The following is an 18,678-nucleotide window of genomic DNA, read 5'->3' as shown; positions in this document are numbered from 1 at the left end:
GCGAGGTCCCGTGGCGGTCTCCTGGTCGGGCGGCAACGGCACTCGCCTCGTCCCGCGACGCGGTGCGCCGACGATCGGGCCGCCCCCGCGACCGCGCTAGCCGTCGGAGCGGTCGACGGCGCCGGAGGCCGCGGCCGTGGATCCCCCGACCTCCTCCGACACCCACGCGAGATACGCGGGGTCGCCCGCGACGATCGGCCCGGCGATGATCTCCGGCACGTCGTAGGTGTGCTCGGCCTTGATGTGCGCCTCAAGCCCGGGGTAGCGCTCGGCCGTCGTCTTGAGGACGACCTGCCACTCGCGCGCCCGTTCGACCTTGCCGTCCCAGCGATACACGCTCGTGATCGGTCCGACGACCTGCGCGCACGCCGCCAGCCGAGCCCCGACCGCCGACGCGGCAAGCGCCTCCGCCGCCTCGTGCGCATCGGTCGTGGTCACCACGGTCAGATAGTCGGTCATCCCGCGAGCGTAACCGCGCACGGCCGGGATCCGGCGGGCGTCCACCCGGCGCCTCGGCACCGCGGCCGGGTCCGCGTGCCCGGGGGCCGCCGTCCCGTGCGGCTGCCCGACCCGTGGACCGCCCGACCCGGCGGCCGGGTCACGACGTTTCCCCCGACCCACCGGGTCAGTGCGGAACGTCGACGAGCACCGGCCGTCCGGCACGCCGTGGGCGGCGGATTTCGGCCACCGGGTCACGCACCCCGTCACGTGGGGAAGTCAGGCGTGTTTCCGGTGGTCGGCATGATGATCTTTCCATTAATTATTATTTAATCTTGACGCCCAACACCCGCCGAACCATACTCGAACCGGCCGCGGACGTCATGTTTGCGGTACTTCGCGATTGTTGTCGTGATATATGGAGTGATCGCATGCGCCGGTTCCGCCGCAGACCCCTTGCCGCCGTTCTCACGGCCGCTGCCGTGGTCCTCGGTGTGCTCGCCTCGACGAGCTGTGACGTGCAGGTCGGGTCGGATGGCCGGATCGGGCTGGTCTACATGGACGCGCAGGGCTTCTACGCCGGCGTCCGCAAGGGCATGCAGGACGAGTCCAAGCAGGTCGGCGACGACGTCCAGCTCCTTGAGCTGAACGCCCAAGGGGACGCGTCGAAGGAGAGCACGTTCGTCAGCACCGTCACCTCCGCCGGCGTGAAGGCGCTCGTCCTGTCGCCCGTGTCGACGACCGCGTCGATCCCGGCGGTCAGACTCGCGCACGACAACGGCGTCCCGGTGATCTGCTACAACACCTGCCTCACCGACGAGGCCACCGAGAAGTACGTGAGCGCGTGGATCCTCGGCGACCCGGTGGAGTTCGGCCGGCTCGCGGGCGAGAAGGCCGCCGAGTACTTCACCGGCGTCGGCAACACCGCCCCGACCGTCGGCGTCCTCAACTGCGAGACCGTCGAGGTCTGCAAGCAGCGCCGGGCCGGGTTCGAGCAGGGCCTGTTCGAACGCCTGCCCGACGCCCGGATCGTCGTCAACCAGCAGGGCACCACGATCGACGAGGCGATCGAGGTCGCCGACCGGATCCTGACCTCGCACCCCGATCTCGACGCGTTCTACGGGGAGTCGGGCGGCGCGACGATGGGCGCGGTCCGCGCGGTCGAACAGCGCGGCAAGGTCGGGCAGACCGTGGTCTTCGGCAGCGACATGACCACCGATCTCGCACGCAAGCTCGTCGACAACCGAGTGCTCAAGGCCGACGTCGACATCTCCGGCATCAAGGTCGGCCGACTCGCCGCACAGACCGCGGGCCAAGTGATGAACGGCGACAAGCCCGAGCAGCTGATCGTCCCGGCGCCCGTGGAGCTGTACTCCACACCGGAACAGGCCCAGGCCTGGCTGGACGCCCACGCCGACGGCCTCCCCTAGCCCCGTTCCCGCCACCGTCCCCCGCCGACCTGTTCCCTTCCGGCGTGTCCGCCCGGGAGTGTGCCGCCCCCGGACACCCGACCCCGTTTCCCCCGTGGAGCAGTCACCATGACCCACCCCCAAGCCGCAGACGTGGCCGCGACCGCGTCGGGACTGACCAAGAGCTACCCCGGCGTCCTCGCCCTCGACGACGTCGACTTCGAGATCCGCGCCGGCGAGGTCCGCGCCCTCCTCGGGCGCAACGGCGCCGGCAAGTCCACGCTCATCCGCATGCTCTCCGGCGTCGAGACCCCCGACACCGGAGAGGTCCGCATCGCCGGGCAGCCGCTCGGCGGAGGCGGCGTGCGCCGGGCCGGCGAGCTGGGCGTCGCGACCGTGCACCAGGAACTGAGCCTGGTGCCCGAGATGACCGTCGCCGAGAACCTCTTCCTCGGCGCGTGGCCCCGGCGCGGGGTGTCCGGGGTCGACTACGCCCGGATGCGCCGGGAGACCGCCGAGGTGCTCGACGAACTGCGCGTCACGGTGTCGCCCGACGCGTTCGTGGGCGCGCTCCCGCTCGCCGAACAGCAACTCGTCGAGATCGCGCGGGCCGTACGCCGCCGTCCTCGGCTGCTGATCCTCGACGAGCCCACCAGCGCGCTCGCCGCCGACGAGGCGGGCACGGTCCTGGACGCGGTACGCCGCATCGCCGACTCCGGCGTCGCGGTGATCTACGTGAGCCACCGGCTCGACGAGATCCGGCAGGTCGCCCGCAGCGTGACCGTCGTCCGCGACGGCCGGGTGGTCGACACCGTCGACGTCCGGGACGCCACGACCGCGCAAATCGTCGCGCTCATGCTCGGCGACACCGCCGCACGGCAGGAGACCGCCCCCGCGGCGCGTGCCGTGGACCGTGCCGGGACCCCGCTGCTCACGGTGCGCGGCCTGCGGCTCCCGCCCAAACTCGACGAGGTCGACTTCGACCTGTACGCGGGCGAGGTGCTCGGCATCGGCGGCCTCCTGGGCTCGGGCCGCAGCGAACTGCTACGGGCGATCGCCGGGTTCGACCGCCCCGCGTCCGGGGCGTTCGAGGTCGACGGCACGGCCGTGCGCCGGCACACCGCCGCGGCGATGAAGAAGCTCGGCGTCGGCATGACCCCGGAGAACCGCAAGGGCGAGGGCATCGTCCCGCTGCTCGGCGTCGGCGAGAACATGGTCATGTCGTGGTTCGGCGGCGTCAGCCGCCACCGGTCGATCTCACCGGCCCTCGCCGACCGGGCCGGGCGGGAGCTCGTCGAGCGGCTCGCGGTGAAGACCCCCGAGCTCGGCACCCCGATCGTCAACCTCAGCGGCGGCAACCAGCAGAAGGCCGTGATCGGCCGCTGGCTGCACGCCCGCAGCCGCATCCTGCTGCTCGACGAGCCGACGCGCGGCGTCGACGTGGAGGCCAAGGCCCAGATCTACGCCCTGATCCGCGACCTCGCGGACTCGGGCGCGGGCGTGGTCTTCGTCTCCGGCGAGCTGGAGGAGCTTCCGCTCGTGTGCGACCGCGTACTGACCCTGCACCACGGCCGGATCAACGGGGAGTTCACCGGCGCGCAGATCACCCTGGACAACATCATGGCCGCGACGATGGCCGTGGAAGTGTGAGGCACCCATGTCATCAGTCATCCTCGACAAGCCCTCGTCGCCCGGCCCGACCGAGGGGCGGCAGCCGGGCTCGTTCCTGGCCCGCCGCGCCCACCAGCTCAACGAGATCGGGCTGCTGGCCGCGATAGCCGTGCTCTACGTGGTGCTGGGCATCACCGCGGCCGGGTTCCTGTCGACGGACAACCAGCTCGGCATCCTCCGGGACGCGGCGACGGTCGGCATCCCCGCCCTCGGCGTCACGCTGGTGATCATCGCCGGCGACATCGACATCAGCATCGGTCCGGCGGTGGCGTTCGCCTCCGTGATCTTCGCCAAGGGCGCCGGGGACTGGGGGCTCGGCATCGCCCTCGCGCTCATCGTCACCATCGTGGCGGGCGCCCTGTGGGGAGCGCTCGCGGGCCTCCTGCGCGCGCGGTTCGAGGTGCCGTCCTTCATCGCGACCCTCGGGTTGTGGAGCGCACTCGGCGGGCTCGCGCTGTACACGACGGACGCGCTGCCGGTGGCGCTGCCGGAGAGCGGCTTCATCGACCGGCTCGGCGGCAAGGTCCTGGGCGTCCCGACGCCGGCCATCGTCCTGATCGTCCTGTTCTTCGTCTTCTGGTACATCGCCCGCCGCACCTCGTACGGCCGCTCGGTGTACGCGACCGGAGGCAACGCCGCCGCCGCGCGGCTCGCCGGGATCAACATCGCCCGCATCCGCGTCCTGCTGTTCGCCACCACGGGCGCGCTCGCCGCGCTGACCGGGATCCTGATGGCGGCGCGCCTGGGCTCGGGCAACGGCGGCGCGGCGTCCGGGCTGGAGTTCGACGTGATCGCCGCGGTGGTCATCGGCGGGACGGCGCTGGCCGGCGGGCGCGGCAGCCTGGTCGGCACCCTGTTCGGCGTCGTGTTCATCACCGTCATCGCCAACGGACTGATCCTGCTGGGCGTCGACTCGTTCTTCCAGAACGTCGTCCGCGGCGTGATCATCGTCGGCGCCGTCCTCGTCAACGTCGTCATCAGCCGACGCGCCAACACGGTCCGCCTCACCTGAGGCGGCACCGTCGGGCCCGGGCACACGCCCGCTCCCGGGAAAGGAAAACGGCACCATCCATGAACACCATGCACGGCGTCTACCTGCCGGGGGACTCCACCGCCGACGTCCGCCGGGTCCCCGTCCCCGAGCCGGGTCCGGGCCAGGTGCTGCTGCGCGTCGGCGCGGCGGGCATCTGCGGCAGCGACATCGGCTACATCTACCGCGAGCACAAGACCCACCGGGGCGTCGACGGGCCCGCCTACCGCGGGGTCATCGCCGGCCACGAGCCATCCGGCACCGTGGTCGGGACCGGCCCGGGCACGCGGCGGTTCGGGGTCGGGGACCGGGTGATCGTCTACCACATCGCCGGCTGCGGGCTGTGCGACAACTGCCGGCGCGGGTACTTCATCAGCTGCACCGCGCCCACGCGCGCGGCGTACGGCTGGCAGCGCGACGGCGGCGCCGCGGAGTACCTGGTCGCCGACGAGTCGACCCTCGTCCCGCTGCCCGACGAACTGAGCCAGGTCGACGGCGCGTTGATCGCCTGCGGATTCGGGACGGCGTACGAGGGCATCCGCCGCGTCGATGTCAGCGGTGACGACGACCTGCTCGTCGTCGGCCTCGGCCCGGTCGGCCTGGCCGCGGGGATGATCGGGCGCGGCCGGGGAGCCCGCCGGGTGATCGGCGTCGAACCGTCCGCGGAGCGCCGCGCGTGGGCCGAGGGCCTGGACGTGTTCGACGCGACCTTCTCCCCCGAGGACGCCGCCGCGGGTGTCGCGCGGTTGACCGGCGGGCGCGGCGCCGCCACCGCGATCGACTGCTCCGGCAGCCGGCAGGGCCGCTCCACCGCGATCGACGGACTCGCCGAGTGGGGGCGCCTGTCGCTGGTGGGCGAGGGCGGCACGCTGGAGACCGAGGTCTCGGACGCGCTGCTGCACAAGCAGGTCACGCTGTACGCGTCGTGGGTGACCTCGCTCCCGGCGATGGCCGAACTGGCCCGCAACCTCGTGCGCTGGAACATGCGCCCCGAACGCGTGGTCAGCGACCGGTTCGCCCTGACCGACGCCGACGCCGCCTTCCGCCTCGCGGCCGGTGCCGGCCGCGGCAAGGTCGTGCTGGTGCCCGAGGGTGCGCCGGCATGAGCGGGGGTGAAGAGGGCACCGGGGCCGCCGACGCGGCGAGGACCGGCGGCACCGGTGCCCGGGTGCTGCGCGAGGACGCCGGACCGTACGAGATCGTGCACCTGGACACCGGTGTGCTGCGCGTCTCGGCGATCCCCGCGCTGGGCGGGCGGATCCTGTCGGCGCGCTTCGGCGGTCACGAACTCCTGTACCGGAACCGGCGGTTGCTCGACGACGATCTGCGACCCCGGCCCGGGGTGCGGCCGGGGCCGCACGACGGCCCGATGTCGGCCTGGCTCAACTGGGGCGGCGACAAGACCTGGCCGGCGCCGCAGGGGTGGGGCGGGCCGGGCGCGTGGGCGGGTCCGCCGGACCCGGTGCTCGACTCGGGGGCGTACGAGCTGACCGTCGACCGCGCCGAGGCGGCGGCGGGCGCGGCGGGCTTCACCCTGACGAGCGCGATCGACCCGCGCACCGGTCTGCGGCTGCGGCGCCGGATCAGTGCCGCGGCCGGGGAAGCCGCGTACCGCCTGGACCTGGTCGCCACCAACGAGTCGGCGTCCCCGGTGCGTTGGGCCCTGTGGAACGTCACCCAGGTCCCCGGCGCCGCGCCGGGCGCGCACCCGTCCGGCGGGGTCTACGTCGGCCTCGCCGGGGGCGGTGCCGCGCCGACCATCGGCCTCGTCGCGGGCACCGGCACCCCGGTGGCGCACGCGCACACGCCGGGCGTGCTGCGGGTGCCGCACCAGGACGTCGTCGGCAAGATCGGTTTCCCGGACGCGTCGGGCTGGCTGGCGTACGTGTCCGAACGCGGCACGCTGACCCAGCGCTTCGCGGTGGACGGGACCGCCGCGTACCCGGATCGGGGCTCGCGGGCGGAGGTCTGGCTCGAACACCCCGTCGACGAGCCGCTGGAACACCTGGGCGGCCTGGCACCGAACGAGCGGATCGTCGAGTGCGAAGTGCTCGGCCCCTGGCAGTGGTTGGCTCCGGGGGAGTCGACGCGCCTGACCGTGGAGTGCGGCTTCGGGCCCGCGGTGGGCGCGGTGGAGGAGGTGACCGGAGCGGGGTTCCGGGCGGTCGGGGAGAGCGGCGGGGGCGAGGTGTTCGTGCCGTTCCGGGACGGGTCCGCGGGCCCGCCGAACGGACCGGCGTGACCGGCGTGACCGGCGTGACCGCCCCGGCGGACCCGTCGGACCCCCGCCGAGGCCCATCCACCTACCCAGAATAAATATTAATTAATGTAGGATATCTGCGTCGGTCTTGTTCCCGGCGCGGCACCGGGCAAGAGGAAGCGGGGCAGGACTATGGCGGGATACATCGGGCGCGGAGTACACGGCCAGACCGTGGAGGCGCTCGGCACCCGTATCGTCTCGGGCGCCATCGCCGAAGGCGAGATCCTGGACGTCGCCGCGCTGATCGCCGAGCTGAACGTGAGTCAGACACCGCTGCGCGAAGCCCTCAAGGTGCTCACCGCGAAGGGCATGGTGGACGCCCGGCAGAAGCGCGGCACGTTCGTCCGCCCGCGCTCCGGGTGGAATCTCCTCGACAGCGACGTGATCCGCTGGCAGTTCGCCGCCGGCGCGGGCGACCGGGTCCTGAGCGACCTGGCCGAGGTCCGCGACGCCGTCGAACCCGCCGCCGCCAGACTCGCCGCCGGCCGCCGCACCGACGCGGACCTCGAAGCCCTCGACGCCGCACTCGCCGCCATGGCCACCGCGGCCGACCCCGCCGACGCCGCCGCGGCCGACCTCGCCTGGCACCGCGCGCTGCTGGCCGCCACCCACAACGAACTCTTCCAGCGCATGGACATCTTCATCGAGCCCGGCCTCGCCGAACGCGACCGGCTCGTCCACGCGGCGCACGCCGACGACCCGGTACCCAGCCACCAGTCCGTCACCGACGCCGTACGCGACGGGGACACCGCGCGCGCGGAGGCCGCCATGCGCGCCCTGCTCGACCTCGCCGAACACGACCTGGCCCAGGTCACCCACCCCGCCCCGGCCCGAGACGCCGCGGCCGACGACTCCACCCGCGCGCCCTCGGCGGCGGAACCCGCTGAGGAAAGCACGTGAAGATCACCCGTATCGAGACGTTCCGCGTCCCGCCCCGCTGGCTGTTCTGCCGGATCGAGACCGACGAGGGGCTCGTCGGCTGGGGCGAACCGGTCGTCGAGGGCCGGGCGGACACCGTCCGCGCCGCCGTCCACGAACTCGCCGAACTGCTCATCGGCAACGACCCGTTGCGGATCGAGGACCACTGGCAGGTGATGACCAAGGGCGCCTTCTACCGGGGCGGCCCGATCCTCGCCAGCGCGGTCGCCGGACTCGACCAGGCCCTGTGGGACATCCACGGGCAGGCCCTCGACGCCCCCGTCCACCAGCTGCTCGGCGGCCCGGTCCGCGACCGCCTGCGCGTATACACGTGGGTCGGCGGCGACGAACCCGCGGAGATCGCCGACGCGGTGCGCGCCCAGGTCGAGGCCGGATTCACCGCCGTCAAGATGAACGCCGCGGGCCGCACCGGCCGCCTGGGCACCGCCCGCGAGACCGGCGACATCCTCACCCGCGTCGCGACCGCGCGCGAGATCCTCGGCCCCGACCGCGACGTCGCCGTCGACCTGCACGGCAGGTTCACCGCCGCCGGCGCGCGGCGCCTGCTCCCGCTCCTCGCCGAGTTCCACCCCCTCTTCGTCGAGGAACCCGTCACCCCGGAGCACACGCACCTGCTCCGCGACGTCGTCGCGGCCTCCCCCGTGCCCATAGCCACCGGCGAACGCCTGTACTCCCGCTGGGACTTCCTGCCCGCCCTGCAGGCCGGCATCGCCGTCGCGCAGCCCGATCCGTCGCACGCCGGGGGCATCTCCGAACTCCGCCGCATCGCGGCCCTGGCCGAGACCTTCGACGTCCTCCTCGCGCCGCACTGCCCGCTCGGGCCGATCTCGCTGGCCTCCGCCGTGCAAGTGGCCTTCGCGACACCGAACTTCCTCATCCAGGAGCAGAGCGTCGGGATCCACTACAACGACGGCGCGGAAGTCCTCGACTACCTCGCCGTTCCCGAGGTCTTCCGCTTCACCGACGGGCACATCGCCCGCCCCACCGGCCCCGGCCTGGGCATCACGGTCGACGAGGCCGCGGTACGCCGCGCCGACGCGAGCCACGGCGCCGCCTGGCGCGCCCCGCTGTGGCGCCACTCGGACGGCTCGCTCGCCGAGTGGTGACGCACCACCGCCGTCCCCGCGACCGCGAGGGCCGGCCCGAAACCCAGCCCGCCGTGCACGAAAGGCGATGACCGACTCATGGCAGCCACAACGACGTTCCTCGATCTGCTGCGCGCCGAGCGGGTGGTCTCGATCGTCCGGGGCAACGACCCCGAGGCGGCCTTCCGCACCGTGGCCACCCTCGCCGAGGAAGGCCTGGGCCTGATCGAGGTATCACTGACCACGGCGGACGCCTACCGGGTGATCGAACGGGCGGCGGCGCTGCCCACCGGCGCCACCATCGGCGCCGGCACCGTCCTGACGGCGGAGCAGGCCCGGCGCGCCCGCGACGCGGGTGCCGTCTACGCCGTCACACCCGCACTCGGCGACGGCGTCACCGCGTCGCTCGACCTCGGTCTGCCGGTCGCCGCCGGCGCGCTGACCCCGACGGAGGTGGTGCGCGCGGTGCGCGAGGGCGCCACCGCGGTCAAGCTCTTCCCCGCCTTCGTCGGCGGCCCCGCCTACCTCAAGGCGCTGCGGGAACCGCTCCCGGACGTGCCGTTCGTCCCGACCGGCGGGGTGGACGCCGCCACCGCCGTCGCCTACCTGGAGGCCGGTGCCGTCGCCGTCGGTGTCGGAGGCCCGATCAACGGCGACGCGCCGCGCGGCGGCGACCTGGCCGCGCTGCGCACCCGCGCCCGCGCGTTCCTCGCCGCCGTCCGGTCGTTCCGGAGCACCCCGTGAGCACCGCCCCGGTCGACGTCGTCACGCTCGGCGAAACGATGGCCGCGCTGCGCGGGGAGGGACCGCTGCGTCTCGGCGGCCGGATGAACCTGTCCGTCGCCGGGGCGGAGTCCAACGTCGCCATCGGCCTGGCCCGGCTCGGACACCGCGCGCGGTGGATCGGCCGGGTCGGCGCCGACGAGCCGGGCGCCCTGGTGCTGCGTACGCTGCGGGCGGAAGGCGTCGACCTCGCGGGAGCCGCCGAGGACGACGCCGCGCCGACCGGGCTCATCCTGTTCGAGCCCCGGATCGCCGACATCGTCCGGGTGCAGTACTACCGCGCGGGGTCGGCCGGGTCGCGGCTTCGGCCGTCCGACATCAGGCCGGAACTGCTGGACGGGGCACGGGTGTTGCACATCACCGGAGTCACGTGCGCGCTCGGTCCGGGGCCCGCGGGCGCCGTCGGGGAGGCGGTGGCCCTCGCCCGGTCGGCGGGCGTCGCGGTCTGTCTCGACGTCAACTTCCGCGCGCGCCTGTGGGATGCCGAAACCGCCGCCCGCGTGCTGCGCCCGCTCGCCGCGCTCGCCGACATCGTCGTCGCGTCCGACGACGAAATCCCCCTGGTCGCCGCCCCCGACGCCCACGGAACCGCCGAGCAGGCCCGGTCCCTGCTGTCCTCCGGCGCCACCACCGACGTCGTGGTCAAGCGCGGCGGCGACGGCGCCGAACTGCACACCGCGTCCGGGCGCCACCGGGTTCCGGCCCGGCAGGTGCCGGTACGCGACACCGTCGGGGCCGGCGACGCCTTCTGCGCGGGATACCTCTCCGCATGGCTCGACGGCGCGAACCCGGCGGACCGCCTCGAACGCGGCAACACCCTCGGCGCGTTCGCCGTCGCCGCGCCGGGCGACTGGGAAGGGCTGCCCACCCGCGCCGAACTCGGCCTGCTGGACCGCGCACCGGGCGCGACCGAGCGCTAACGCCGAGGCGGACAGGCTCACCGCTTGGTCACCCGGGCCCCGCGCGGCGGGAACCGACGGTCCCGAAGCCGAGGACCAGGCCGTGTCACCGACCATCGAGGAGAACACGATGCCCCAGCGCGACCGCCCGGAGGCCGACGTCACCGACAAGGCCGTTTTCCGGGCGTGGACATCCGCGCGCCGCGAACTCGGCGAAGGGCTGCGCTGGGTCGGCGACCGGCTGGTCACCGTCGACATCCTCGCCGGAACCCTGACCGCACTGGACACCCGCACCCCGGGTGACGGCCGCGAACTCGCCCGCCTCGACGTCCCGTTGGGTGCCGTCGCGCCCGTGGCCGGACGCCCCGGCACCTGGCTCGCCGCCGCCGGCACCGGCGTCGCACTCCTCGGCCCCGACGGCACGGTCGCGTGGATCGACCGGCCCGAGGACGGCAACCCGGTCGCCATGCGCGTCAACGACGGGGTCTGCGATCCCGCCGGACGGTTCTGGTTCGGCACCATGCCCTACGACGGCACGGCCGGGGCGGGGTCCCTCTACCGCGTCGACGCCGACGGCGGCGTGACCCGCGTCCTCGACGGCCTCACGGTGCCCAACGGCCCCGCGTTCACCGCCGACGGCACGACCCTGTACCTCGCCGACTCCGCACGGGGCCTGATCGACCGCTTCGCCGTCGACCCGACCACCGGCACCCCGGCCGACCGCCGACCGTTCGTCCGTCTCCCCGCCGACGCGGGCAGCCCCGACGGCATGACCGTCGACGACGCCGGCCACCTGTGGGTCGCCCTGTGGGGAGGAGCCGCCGTCCACCGCTACACACCTGACGGAACGCTCGACCGGCGGCTGCGCGTCCCCGCCGACCAACCGACCAGCCCGGCCCTGCACGACGGCCGGCTGTTCGTCGCCACCGCGGCCCACGGCCTCGACGCCCCACGCGACCACGACGGCCGTGTGCTGGCCGCCCCCGTGGGAATCAGCGCTCCCGAGGCGGTCGCGGCGATCATCACCTGACCCGTCTCCCCCGCCCTCACCCGACCAAGCACGCGCCCTCCGACCACGCCACGGCGCACCACGGCCGCACCGGCGGACACCGGCCGGCCCCACAAGCCCTGATCGCATCCGACAAGACCCGAGGTGAGCCGCCATGGGCGACCAGCACACCCGCCCCCCGAACCACCGCACCGCCATCGTCACCGGCGCCGCGCAGGGCATCGGCGCCGCCACCGCGCGGGCCCTGCTGCACGCGGGCGCGTACGTCGGGCTGCTCGACCGCGACCCCGACGCGCTCGACCGCCGGGTCCGCGCGCTCCGCGACCTGCTCCCCGACCACGCCGAGCGCCTGCTGCCCCAGGTCACCGACGTCACCGACGAAGAGGCGGTCCGTACCGCCGTCTCCGCCGTCGCCGACCGCTTCGGCGGGCTCGACATCCTCGTCAACAACGCGGGCGTGAACGCCTATTACGACCCGGCCGCGATGACGGAGGCCGAATGGGACAAAGTCTTCGCCGTCGACCTCAAGGCCGCCTGGCTCTGCGCCAAACACGCCATCCCCCTGCTCCGGCGCGGCACCGACCCCGCGATCGTCAACGTGGCCTCGCTGCACGCCCGGCTCACCGCCCGGGGCTACTTCCCGTACGCCGCCGCCAAATCCGGTCTGATCGGGCTCACCCGCAGCCTGGCCCTCGAACTGGCTCCCGACGGCATCCGCGTCAACGCGGTGAGCCCCGGCTGGACCCGCACCCAACTGGTCGCCGACTACTTCGCCGCCCAACCCGACCCGCGGGCCGCCGAAGCCGCCGTACTCGCGCAGCACCCCCTGGGCCGCATGTGCGACCCCGCCGACGTCGCCAACGTCGTCGCCTTCCTCACCGGCCCCGGCGCCCGGGGCATGACCGGCGCCGAGGTCCCCGTCGACGCGGGCCTCGGCATCCGCTTCGCCGGCTGACGCGCTGAGCGACAACGCGTGAACTTGTGACTATCCGGCCAGCGCCTCGCCGAGCCGGGCGTACGCGCTCCCGGACAACGTCTCGTGGAGGGCGTACGCACGCGAACGCACCAAGCCGACCCGGTACGCCTCCGGGAGTTGTTGCCAAACGTCCACGGCCTTGTCGACCGCACCCGTCGAATCGCCGTCCGCACTCAGGCACATCGCGGTGTCCATTGCCAGCAGAGCACGCGTCATGACGGATGGCGAGCGCGTCAGCGCAAGAGCCGATTCCTGCTCCGTGTACGCCTCACGCGTCCTGCCCATCAGCGTGTACGCCTGCGAGAGGTGAACGTGGTGCTTCTGCTGCGGGTAGCCGAACCACGTGTCCGCAGTCTGCGCGGCGTCGAGGTGTTCGGCGATCGCACGCGCATCCGCAACCGCTTCGAAGGCACCTTCATGCTCACCTGCGGCGGCAAGTGCACGAGCGGCAACCGCCGCCCCGAGCGCCGCAGCCGCCGTTGGCGTTTGACCGGCCTCGGCCCGGGCCTGTCCCGCGAGTTCGGCAGCGGCGCGGGGAGCACCGTAATTGAGCGGCACCATGGCGTGACGCGCCAAAATCCAGGCGAGCATGTGACGGTCCCCGGACTCACGCGCCGCCCGCGCGGCGGTGGTGAACCAGCCGTGGGAGTCCCGCTGTTCCCCACGATCATGCTGGATGATCGCCACCAATCCGCTGATCCCTGCGGCGGTACGCGCCAATTCCGCACGCGAACGCGCCGGGTACGGGCGGCCCAAAACCTCCCGAAGAAGGTCAAGATCCGCGCGCATATGCGTAAGTACCTCGGCAGGCGGCCTACCCCGGTAGCCACCGCGATGACGTTCGAACGCGCCTTCCAGATACGTGAGTTCGCCCGAGTCCGCGCCGGACAACGCCGTATTGATCCCCTCGTGCGCCTCCGCGATCCCGGGCAGAGCGCCAACTCCCGCCGCTACCGCCGCCGCACCGAGAAACTGCCGTCGCTTCACCGTGCCGTCCTCCTTTTCGCCACCGGACGCACGCTGTTGCCTGCGCCACCGCCTGGACACCGCAACCGCACGGGTGACCTCCTCCTCAGATCGCCCGTACACCACGGCCAGCAACGGGTGCCAGCGCGGCACCGGCAATCGGCGCTCGGTTTCCCAACGCTTCAGGTTTTCGGGATCGAACCACGCGTCGGCCCGGGCTTTCTGTAAAAGCAGGGCTTGTTCCTCACGGGTTAATCCTGCGGCTTCCCGAATTTCCCTGAGCATGGCGCCAATGCCGTCTGGTGTCATCATGCCCGCTCTCCCCGAGTCCGGACTGTCCGCGGTCAATCCTGGCCCCTCAGCGTGGCCCCCTGCCACAAATGCACCCCCTTTTGACACCAGAGAGGTACGGGGGATTCACGTTCACTGGTCCTCAGTCGAGCACGTTGGTCCGCCCAAGGCCGGCCTCACGACGTCTGATGTCTCTTGATCAGGCATGTGCCCCGTCCGGGCTGGATGGTTGCAAGGGAGTGCGATGAACAACACCACACCGGAGCCCATGGCTCCGGCGCGCCTGGCTTGGTCGTGGCGATTGCCGGCTGACGCGTCGTCGGTCAAGATCGCCCGTGACCGGGTGTCCGCTCACGCCGCCCGGTGTGGTGTGGACCGTGAAACCGTCCGACTGGTAGTCAGCGAGTTGGCGTCAAACGCTGTGCGACACGCCCACGGCAGCGAAGACTTCGTGGTCGCCGTGCGATGGCAGCCCGACATGTTCGGCATCGCACTCATCGACAGTGCCCCGCACTTGTTGCCCGCATTGAACATCGTCGAAATCGACATGGAGCATACGGCGGGACGCGGGTTGGCGATCGTCGCGCGGTTGGCCGACGAAATCGAGGTCACCGTGAACGAACTCCGCAAGGCGGTGTGCGTGGTGTTCCGCACCCCGCGGCCGGATTCCCGGATCATGCCGGGAACGTCGGAGCCCATGGCTCCCGTCGATGCCGCAGCGAGCGAGGACATCGCGAGCCTCGTGCGCGCCGTCGTCGCCCCAACCGATGTCACCGAACCGGTCCGGCGATCACCTGTCGCCGTCCCGCTGACGCTCAACTCGCCGTCAGCACACGGTCGATCGCCAGCCGACCCGCCCGACCCCACGTCACTTTTCCTCCGGGGAGGCCCTTTTCGCCGGCCCGGCCGACGGTGATGAGGGACAGGCTTTGCACGACCGCCCAGCCTCGGGCGCGTCGGATGGTCGCCGGGTCCGGGTTTCCGTAGGTGGCGAAGAAGCGGGCCCGGGCGCCGGAGGGGAGCAGGAGCCAGGCGGCGGCGAGGTCGGTCGCGGGGTCGCCGGTGCAGAGTTCGCCGAAGTCGATGACGCCGGAGAGGGTTCCGTCGGTGACGACGACGTTCGCGGGGTGGAGGTCGCCGTGCAGCCATACCGGCGGGGCGTCCCAGGGGTCGGCGGCGACGGCGTCCTTCCAGATGTCCCCCACGCCGTCGGGGAGTTCGACCGCCAGCTCGCGGAACTTCTCGTCGAAATACCGCTCGTGCGTACCGAGCGGAACCCCGCGGACCGCGTTGACGGGAGCGTCCTCCGGAACGGCCTGCGTGTGCAGCGCGGTCAGGAAGCCCGCCAGCGCGTCGGCCGCGTGCTCGCCCCGGGTGACCGGCGCGCGGTCGCCCGGTTCGCCGGGGACCCACACGACGACGGACCACGGCTTCGGAAAGTCCGCGGACGGCTCCCCGAGGCGCAACGGCGTCGGAACCGGCAGGGGAAGACACGGGGCCAGGGCCGGCAACCACCGGTGCTCCCCGCGCAACAGCTCCGGCCCACGCGGAGTACGCGGCAACCGCACCGCCAACTCCTCACCGAGCCGCCACATCTGGTTGTCCCAGCCGGTGACCGCACCGTGGATCGGCAGCCCCACGAGATCCGGCTGCTGCGCCCGCAACAGCGCCCGTACAACGGCCTCGGTGATCTCGGGGGTGTCCATGTGCGGCGTCCCGTTCCGTGGGTGGGAAGATGCCCGCTCATCACACCACGGGTCGGGACCCGGCTCCGGGAAGCGGGTGCCGAGGGAGTCGGCTACAACGTCGCGGCCAAGGCCTCTTCGTGTTCCTCGGGGCCGCCGTACTGTGTCGCGTGGACCCATGCCCGCTTCAGGTACAGGTGCACGTCCACTTCCCAGGTGAAGCCCATGCCGCCGTGGACCTGGGTGGCGTCCTTGCCGTTGCGGGTCGCGGCCTCGTCGGCCATCAGCTTGGCGGTCGGGACGGCCACGGCGGGGTCGCCGGCCTCCGGGTCGTCCAGGGTCACCGCCGCCGCGTACACCGCCGCGCGGGCGACCTCGGTACGCACCAGCATGTCGGCGCAGAGGTGCTTCACGGCCTGGAAGCCGCCGATGACGCGGCCGAACTGCTCGCGCTCGCGGGCGTATCGGGTGGACATCTCGGTCAACTTGCCGGCGATGCCGAGTTGCAGCGCGGCGGTGAGTACGGCGCCTTCGCGGAGCAGGCGCTCGGCGGCGGCTGCGTCGGCGATCAACGCGCCGTCGGGCACGGTGGCGACGTGGTGCAGCGGGGTGCAGGGGTCCGTCGGGGTGCGGATCGCGGTGGCGCGCAGGGCCGACCGGTCGATACGGCGGATTCCGTCGGGAGAGCGGATCAGCAACTCGTCCACGGCGTCGAGGTGTTCGACCAGAAGGGGGAACTGGTCGGCGGCGGCGAGGCCGACGACCAGGTCACCGGAGGCCGCGCCCGTGCCGACGCGCCCCGGCAGCGAGGCGGCGAGATGCGTCGCGACCAACGGCCCCGGCAGCAGGGCGCGTCCCGCCTCCTCGAAGACCAAGGCCGCCTCCGCGGTGCCGAGGCCGACACCGCCGTCGTCCTCCGCGAGCCGCAGGCAGAAGACACCGGTCTCGGCGAGTTCGGCCCACAGCTCGCGGTCGACCATGCCCGGCGGCCGGTCGCGGTCGACGAGGCCGCGCAGGCGGTCGCGGTCGAAGCGACGTTCGCAGAAGGACCGGAATCCGGAGGCCAAGTCCCTTTGTGCCGACGTGAGTTGGAAGTCCACCGCCGCGTCACCTCTCCTTCGGCAGGCCGAGGATGCGCTCGCCCACGATGTTGCGCTGGATCTGCGACGTCCCCGCGGCGATCGTGTACGACAGCGACGAGAGCCGTTCGTCGACCAGCGCGCCGCTCGGCAGCCCGGCCACGTCCTCGACACACAGCGCGGCGCGCCCGAGCAGCCGATGGGCCAGGTCGTACGCCTTCTGCTTGGTCTCCGAGAAGCGCAGTTTGAAGACCGACCCGCCCACGCCGGGGACGCCGGAGCGGGACGCCTTCGAGACGTTCCACTTGGTGAGCGCCCACAGCGCCTCGAACTCCGCTGTCAGATGCCCGAGTTCGCGGCGCAGGGTGGTGTCGTCCCACGCGGTCGCGTCCGGGGACCGGGGCATCGCGCGGGCGAGTGACGCGAGTTCGCGCAGCAGACGACGGCACGCCACGACCTCGCTCACGAACGCCGTCCCGCGTTCGAACGACAGCGTCACCATCGTGACGCGCCAGCCGTCGTTCTCCTCGCCGACCCGGTTGGCGACCGGCACCCGTACGTCGTCGAGGAACACCTCGGCGAACTCCGACGTGCCCATGATGGTGTCGAGGGGCCGTACCGAGAGCCCGGGCGCGTCCATCGGCACGATCAGCCACGAAATGCCCTTGTGCTTCGGCGCGTCCGGGTCGGTCCGGACCAACATCTCGCAGTAGTCGGCGACTTCGGCGTGCGATGTCCAGATCTTCGAGCCGTTCAGCACGTATTCGTCGCCGTCGCGCACCGCCCGCGTGCGCAGCGCCGCGAGGTCCGAGCCGGCGCCCGGCTCGGAGAACCCCTGGCACCACACGTCGTCGCCGGAGAGGATCCCGGGCAGGTACCTCCGCCGCTGCTCCTCCGTGCCCGCCGCGTTGATCGTCGGCCCGGCGTGCAGCAGGCCGACGAAGTTCGCGCCCACATAGGGTGCCCCCGCGCGCTCGGTCTCCTCCAGGAAGATCAGGTGCTCGGTCGGCGTCGCCCCGCGCCCGCCCGCCTCGACGGGCCAGTGGACGCCCGCGTATCCGGCGTCGAAGAGCATGCGCTGCCACGCCGTGTCGTACGCGCGGCGCCCCGGCCAGTCGGCGCGGTCCGGTTTGCCGGGCAGCGTCGGCAGCGCGGACGCCAGCCACGCGCGCAGCTCGGCGCGGAACCCCTCCTCCGCTTCCGTGTAGCGCAGGTCCATGGCGCCTCAGACCCCGTAGACCGGCGTCGGCTCGGGCGCCTCGTCGATGAGCTTGGTGACGACGGCCCCCAACTCCCCCGGCTCCCACCGGCGTCCGGCCCGCGCCTCGGGTCCGTGCCGCCAGCCGACCGCGACCGAGATCTTGTCGCCCTCCACCTCGAAGCACCGCCCGGTGACGCCGGCGGACTCCGCCGAGCCGAGCCACACCACCAGCGGCGAGACGTTGGCCGGGGCGTAGAAGTCGAAGGAGCCGTCGGTCGGCGCGGCGACCATGTCGGGCATGGCTTCCTCCGTCATACGGGTCCGCGCGGCCGGGGCGATGGCGTTGACCGTGACGCCGTAGCGCGCGAATTCGACCGCCGCGACCTGCGTGAGCGTGAGGATGCCGCCCTTGGCCGCCGCGTAGTTGCCCTGCGCGACCGAGCCCATCAGCCCGGCGCCGGAACTGGTGTTGACGATGCGCGCGTCGACCGGCTCACCGGCCTTGGCCCGCTCGCGCCAGTGCGCGGCGGCGTGCCGCATGACCGCGAAGTGGCCTTTGAGGTGGACGCGCACGACCGCGTCCCACTCGTCCTCGCTCAGCGAGACCAGCATGCGGTCGCGCAGGAAGCCCGCGTTGTTGACCAGCACGTCCAGGCGGCCGAACGCGTCGACGGCACGGCCGACCAGGCGCGCGGCGCCCTCCCAGTCGGCGACGTCGTCGGTGTTGGCGACCGCCGTGCCGCCCCGTGCGGTGATCTCGTCGACGACCGCCTGCGCGGGCCCGGGGGACCGGCCGTCCCCCCGACGGGACGCGCCGATGTCGTTGACGACCACGGACGCTCCCTCGCGCGCGAACGCCAGCGCGTGCTCCCGCCCCAGGCCGCCCCCGGCTCCGGTGACGATGACGACGCGTCCCTCGCAGATGCCCACGCCTCTCCCCTTCGGCAGTAACCCTGG

At 72.8% G+C, this 18,678-nt stretch carries 18 protein-coding genes; 12 read left to right on the top strand and 6 right to left on the bottom strand.

Features of this window, described 5'->3' with window-relative positions; all coding sequences use genetic code 11:
• Window positions 1–96: 96 nt before the first annotated feature.
• A complete protein-coding gene (gene cutA / locus LO772_RS20105; protein WP_231773412.1) occupies window positions 97–459 on the bottom strand; it encodes a divalent-cation tolerance protein CutA in 363 nt (120 codons plus the stop codon).
• Between the two features lie 410 nt (window positions 460–869).
• Between cutA and LO772_RS20100 the strand changes: the two genes are divergently transcribed.
• From LO772_RS20100 to LO772_RS20050, 11 genes are all read left to right on the top strand, one after another.
• Window positions 870–1,868 carry a substrate-binding domain-containing protein gene (locus LO772_RS20100; RefSeq protein ID WP_231773411.1) on the top strand — a complete coding sequence of 333 codons (999 nt, stop codon included), beginning with the start codon at window positions 870–872 and terminating at the stop codon, window positions 1,866–1,868.
• A 108-nt stretch (window positions 1,869–1,976) separates the two neighbouring features.
• Window positions 1,977–3,497, top strand: a complete 1,521-nt coding sequence (locus LO772_RS20095; RefSeq protein WP_231773410.1) for a sugar ABC transporter ATP-binding protein — start codon at window positions 1,977–1,979, stop codon at window positions 3,495–3,497.
• A gap of 7 nt (window positions 3,498–3,504) precedes the next feature.
• Window positions 3,505–4,530, top strand: a complete 1,026-nt coding sequence (locus tag LO772_RS20090) for an ABC transporter permease (protein WP_231773409.1) — start codon at window positions 3,505–3,507, stop codon at window positions 4,528–4,530.
• Window positions 4,531–4,589: 59 nt separating this feature from the next.
• On the top strand, window positions 4,590–5,654 hold the full coding sequence (locus LO772_RS20085) for a zinc-dependent alcohol dehydrogenase family protein (RefSeq protein WP_231773408.1): 1,065 nt from the start codon (window positions 4,590–4,592) through the stop codon (window positions 5,652–5,654).
• Window positions 5,651–6,790 (top strand): DUF4380 domain-containing protein, encoded by a 1,140-nt coding sequence (locus tag LO772_RS20080; protein ID WP_231773407.1) that lies wholly within the window; start codon window positions 5,651–5,653, stop codon window positions 6,788–6,790. Before LO772_RS20085 ends, LO772_RS20080 begins: the two co-directional genes overlap by 4 nt.
• 150 nt (window positions 6,791–6,940) lie before the next feature.
• On the top strand, window positions 6,941–7,708 hold the full coding sequence (locus LO772_RS20075) for a FadR/GntR family transcriptional regulator (protein WP_231773406.1): 768 nt from the start codon (window positions 6,941–6,943) through the stop codon (window positions 7,706–7,708).
• Window positions 7,705–8,853: a galactonate dehydratase gene (dgoD, locus tag LO772_RS20070; protein ID WP_231773405.1), complete on the top strand. Its 1,149-nt coding sequence runs from the start codon at window positions 7,705–7,707 to the stop codon at window positions 8,851–8,853. Before LO772_RS20075 ends, dgoD begins: the two co-directional genes overlap by 4 nt.
• Window positions 8,854–8,931: 78 nt before the next feature.
• Window positions 8,932–9,576, top strand: a complete 645-nt coding sequence (locus tag LO772_RS20065; protein ID WP_231773404.1) for a bifunctional 4-hydroxy-2-oxoglutarate aldolase/2-dehydro-3-deoxy-phosphogluconate aldolase — start codon at window positions 8,932–8,934, stop codon at window positions 9,574–9,576.
• Window positions 9,573–10,535, top strand: a complete 963-nt coding sequence (locus tag LO772_RS20060; RefSeq protein ID WP_231773403.1) for a sugar kinase — start codon at window positions 9,573–9,575, stop codon at window positions 10,533–10,535. The genes LO772_RS20065 and LO772_RS20060 overlap by 4 nt, the downstream gene beginning before the upstream one ends.
• A gap of 82 nt (window positions 10,536–10,617) precedes the next feature.
• Window positions 10,618–11,544 (top strand): SMP-30/gluconolactonase/LRE family protein, encoded by a 927-nt coding sequence (locus LO772_RS20055; RefSeq protein WP_231773402.1) that lies wholly within the window; start codon window positions 10,618–10,620, stop codon window positions 11,542–11,544.
• Window positions 11,545–11,677: 133 nt separating this feature from the next.
• Window positions 11,678–12,478 carry an SDR family NAD(P)-dependent oxidoreductase gene (locus tag LO772_RS20050; protein ID WP_231773401.1) on the top strand — a complete coding sequence of 267 codons (801 nt, stop codon included), beginning with the start codon at window positions 11,678–11,680 and terminating at the stop codon, window positions 12,476–12,478.
• 30 nt (window positions 12,479–12,508) lie between these two features.
• On the opposite strand, the gene LO772_RS20045 is transcribed toward LO772_RS20050, so the two are convergent.
• Window positions 12,509–13,777, bottom strand: coding sequence for a helix-turn-helix domain-containing protein (locus LO772_RS20045; protein ID WP_231773400.1), 1,269 nt, complete (start codon window positions 13,775–13,777; stop codon window positions 12,509–12,511).
• Between the two features lie 223 nt (window positions 13,778–14,000).
• On the opposite strand from LO772_RS20045, the gene LO772_RS20040 reads away from it, so the two are divergent.
• Entirely contained in the window at window positions 14,001–14,672 is a 672-nt protein-coding gene (locus LO772_RS20040) for an ATP-binding protein (protein WP_231773399.1), read from the top strand.
• On the opposite strand, the gene LO772_RS20035 is transcribed toward LO772_RS20040, so the two are convergent.
• The 4 genes from LO772_RS20035 to LO772_RS20020 all read right to left on the bottom strand — a co-directional run bounded on the left by LO772_RS20035 (window position 14,572) and on the right by LO772_RS20020 (window position 18,651).
• On the bottom strand, window positions 14,572–15,462 hold the full coding sequence (locus LO772_RS20035) for an aminoglycoside phosphotransferase family protein (protein ID WP_231773398.1): 891 nt from the start codon (window positions 15,460–15,462) through the stop codon (window positions 14,572–14,574). The two genes, LO772_RS20040 and LO772_RS20035, sit on opposite strands and share 101 nt — an antisense overlap.
• Before the next feature lie 92 nt (window positions 15,463–15,554).
• Window positions 15,555–16,541, bottom strand: coding sequence for an acyl-CoA dehydrogenase family protein (locus tag LO772_RS20030; RefSeq protein ID WP_231773397.1), 987 nt, complete (start codon window positions 16,539–16,541; stop codon window positions 15,555–15,557).
• A gap of 7 nt (window positions 16,542–16,548) precedes the next feature.
• Window positions 16,549–17,739: an acyl-CoA dehydrogenase gene (locus LO772_RS20025; RefSeq protein ID WP_231773396.1), complete on the bottom strand. Its 1,191-nt coding sequence runs from the start codon at window positions 17,737–17,739 to the stop codon at window positions 16,549–16,551.
• Window positions 17,740–17,745: 6 nt separating this feature from the next.
• Window positions 17,746–18,651, bottom strand: coding sequence for an SDR family oxidoreductase (locus tag LO772_RS20020; protein WP_231773395.1), 906 nt, complete (start codon window positions 18,649–18,651; stop codon window positions 17,746–17,748).
• Window positions 18,652–18,678: the final 27 nt, after the last annotated feature.

It is taken from the genome of Yinghuangia sp. ASG 101 (assembly GCF_021165735.1).
Classification (GTDB): domain Bacteria; phylum Actinomycetota; class Actinomycetes; order Streptomycetales; family Streptomycetaceae; genus Yinghuangia.
The sequence above is the reverse complement of the archived record's forward strand: the minus strand, read 5'-3'. Positions and strand labels throughout refer to the sequence as shown.

Coding starts and splice junctions, on each gene's coding strand:
- LO772_RS20045 (WP_231773400.1), bottom strand. CDS start 13,777: ATGATGACACCAGACGGCATTGGCGCCATGCTCAGGGAAATTCGGGAA.
- LO772_RS20065 (WP_231773404.1), top strand. CDS start 8,932: ATGGCAGCCACAACGACGTTCCTCGATCTGCTGCGCGCCGAGCGGGTG.
- cutA (WP_231773412.1), bottom strand. CDS start 459: ATGACCGACTATCTGACCGTGGTGACCACGACCGATGCGCACGAGGCG.
- LO772_RS20095 (WP_231773410.1), top strand. CDS start 1,977: ATGACCCACCCCCAAGCCGCAGACGTGGCCGCGACCGCGTCGGGACTG.
- LO772_RS20025 (WP_231773396.1), bottom strand. CDS start 17,739: ATGGACCTGCGCTACACGGAAGCGGAGGAGGGGTTCCGCGCCGAGCTG.
- LO772_RS20085 (WP_231773408.1), top strand. CDS start 4,590: ATGAACACCATGCACGGCGTCTACCTGCCGGGGGACTCCACCGCCGAC.
- LO772_RS20040 (WP_231773399.1), top strand. CDS start 14,001: ATGAACAACACCACACCGGAGCCCATGGCTCCGGCGCGCCTGGCTTGG.
- LO772_RS20035 (WP_231773398.1), bottom strand. CDS start 15,462: ATGGACACCCCCGAGATCACCGAGGCCGTTGTACGGGCGCTGTTGCGG.
- LO772_RS20050 (WP_231773401.1), top strand. CDS start 11,678: ATGGGCGACCAGCACACCCGCCCCCCGAACCACCGCACCGCCATCGTC.
- LO772_RS20090 (WP_231773409.1), top strand. CDS start 3,505: ATGTCATCAGTCATCCTCGACAAGCCCTCGTCGCCCGGCCCGACCGAG.
- LO772_RS20100 (WP_231773411.1), top strand. CDS start 870: ATGCGCCGGTTCCGCCGCAGACCCCTTGCCGCCGTTCTCACGGCCGCT.
- LO772_RS20075 (WP_231773406.1), top strand. CDS start 6,941: ATGGCGGGATACATCGGGCGCGGAGTACACGGCCAGACCGTGGAGGCG.
- LO772_RS20080 (WP_231773407.1), top strand. CDS start 5,651: ATGAGCGGGGGTGAAGAGGGCACCGGGGCCGCCGACGCGGCGAGGACC.